Here is a 2624-nt window from a genome sequence, read left to right on the forward strand (position 1 = left end):
TGCGGATTCCGACGTGAAGTCGGCCGCCATTCCGATCAAAGACCGGCCACCATTCCGATTTGAAGCCGGCCACCGTTCCGATCAAAGACCGGCCAGTTTTCGGCACTGAAGATTACCTCCTGGGTCAGCAACTTTGGCATCAAATGCCCCGCCGTAAACGGGGAGATTTGGATGCCGGCGAAGAGAAGGCTGACCATGAGACAACTGAGACAAATGCTTCGGCTTGCCGGAAGCGGGACGAGCTCCCGCGAGATAGCAGTCATGTTAGGGATAGCGCGCAGCACCGTGCAGGATAACCTGCAGCGTGCGGCAGCAGTTGGATTGAGCTGGCCGTTGCCGGGCGAACTGACCGACGATGCGCTCGAGCACAAGCTTTTCAGCCGCAACGGCGTCAGGCAGGGCACACGGCGGCGCACCGAGCCGAACTGGGCCGATCTTGCGGTCGAGCTCAAGAAGCCCGGCGTCACTTTGCTCATCCTCTGGGAGGAGTATCGCGGGTCGCATCCCGAAGGCTACGGCTACAGTCGCTTCTGTGAACTCCTGCGGGGATTCCAGCAGCGACTGTCACCGACAATGCGTCAGGAGCACGCCGCGGGCGACAAGGTCTTCGTGGATTATTCCGGCAAGAAGATCCCGATCGTCGACCGCAAGACCGGCGAGATCCGCGAGGCGGAGATCTTCGTGGCGGTGCTGGGCGCCTCCAGCTACACCTTCGCGGAGGCGACCTGGACGCAAACGCTGCCCGACTGGATTGGCTCGCATGTCCGGATGTTTCGGTTTTTTCACGGCGTTACCAGACTCGTGATTCCCGACAATCTGAAGTCGGGGGTCAGTCGCGCCAGCTTCTACGATCCCGAGATCAACCGCAGCTACGGCATGATGGCATCCCATTATGGCGTCGGCGTTCTTCCGGCACGGCCGCGACGGCCGAAGGACAAATCGAAAGTCGAGAACGGAGTGCGTTTCGCCCAGTCCTGCATTCTGGGGCGGCTGCGCAATCAGACTTTCTTTTCGCTGGCCGAGGCCAATGCCGCCATTGCCCAGGCACTCGATCGCATCAACGACCACGTCATGCGCCGGCTGGGCCTCAGTCGCCGGCAGCTCTTCGAGACCGTCGAGCGACCGGCTTTGGCCAGTCTTCCACCGGAAGATTACGAGTTTGCCGAATGGCGTTTGGTCCGCGTCTCGACGGATTACCACGTCGAGTTCAAGACCTTCTTTTATTCCGTGCCCCACGCCCTCATTCGGCAGCAGGTCGATCTGAGAGCGACCGCGCGCACCATCGAGATTTTCCATCGCGGCAAGCGCGTCGCGGTGCATCAGCGCCGATATGGAGGTCTTCGCCATGGAACCGATCCGGACCACATGCCCAGTTCACACCGGCGCTATGCCGAGTGGACACCGGAGCGCTTTCGACGCTGGGCCGCGTCCATCGGGCCACAGACGGAAGGCCTGATCATCGCAATCCTCGCCAACCGTCCGCATCCCGAGCAGGGCTTTCGAACATGTCTGGGCATCCTACGCCTGTTTCGCGACATCGATCGCAATTGGGCCGAAGCCGTGTCGGCCCGCGCTGTCGAGATTGGTGGCCTGAACTGCAAGAGCATTGCTTCGCTCATCGCCAACCACAAAGCCGTACGTCAATCCGGCGAACCAACCGCCATCATCGAGCACGCCAATCTGCGTGGCCCTGATTACTTTCATTGAGGAGATCCACCAGTGCTAATCAATCCCACCATCGACATGCTGCGAGAGCTCGGTCTTTACGGCATGGCAACCGCTTTCCAGGAACTCGACGCACAGTCCGAAGCGCGCGGCCTCGAGCACGGCGAATGGCTTGCCATGCTGCTCGAACGCGAGACGACCATGCGCCGCCAGAAGCGTTTCGAGGCTCGCGCCAGGGCTGCCAAGCTACGCCATGACGCGCAGATCGAGAATGCCGACTTCCGCGCCCCACGCGGCCTCGACCGCAATCTGTTCATGGCGCTTGCCGGCTGCGACTGGATCAGAAAGCATCACGGTCTTCTTGTCACCGGGCCAGCCGGTGTCGGCAAAAGCTGGCTTGCCTGCGCTCTCGGCCACAAGGCATGCCGCGAAGACTTCTCCGTCGCCTACCACCGGGTTCCCCGGCTGTTCACCGCCCTCTCGCTTGCAAGAGGCGACGGGCGATACGGCAGGATCCTCAAATCTCTTGCCAGGACCGACCTGCTGATCCTCGATGACTGGGGACCGGAAAAACTCAATGACGACCAACGCCGTGATCTTTTGGAGATCATTGAGGATCGCTACGAACGACGCTCAACCATCGTCACAAGTCAGGTCCCCGTGGATCGCTGGTGGGAGATTATTGCAAACCCCACGCTTGCCGATGCCATCCTGGATCGCCTCGTTCACAACGCCTATCGCATCGATCTCACCGGTGAAAGCATGCGAAAACAGCGCCCGCCAATCGCACCCGAAAAGACCGAAGCTTGACCTGAAACAAAACACGACCCAAACATCAACAAGACCCAGGATCAGACTGGAAACTGGCCGGCTTCAAATCGGAATGGCGGCCGGAATGAAATCGGAATGACCGGCCGGCTTCAAATCGGAATCGGTGGCCGGCTTCATCGGAATACGCA

The 2624-nt window shown here is 60.4% G+C and carries 2 protein-coding genes; both read left to right on the top strand.

The window, feature by feature from the left end; genetic code table 11:
• Positions 1-195 precede the first annotated feature (195 nt).
• Positions 196-1707 (top strand): IS21 family transposase, encoded by a 1512-nt coding sequence (gene istA / locus F3H98_RS30800; RefSeq protein ID WP_149764786.1) that lies wholly within the window; start codon positions 196-198, stop codon positions 1705-1707.
• A gap of 12 nt (positions 1708-1719) precedes the next feature.
• On the top strand, positions 1720-2475 hold the full coding sequence (gene istB / locus F3H98_RS30805; RefSeq protein ID WP_149764788.1) for an IS21-like element helper ATPase IstB: 756 nt from the start codon (positions 1720-1722) through the stop codon (positions 2473-2475).
• Positions 2476-2624 lie beyond the last annotated feature (149 nt).

The sequence above is a fragment of the Neomesorhizobium albiziae genome, from assembly GCF_900114255.1.
GTDB classification, from domain to species: Bacteria; Pseudomonadota; Alphaproteobacteria; order Rhizobiales; family Rhizobiaceae; genus Neomesorhizobium; species Neomesorhizobium albiziae.

Bases quoted from the DNA above. Each gene is read 5' to 3' on its own strand.
- istA (WP_149764786.1), top strand. From the start codon at position 196: ATGAGACAACTGAGACAAATGCTTCGGCTTGCCGGAAGCGGGACGAGC.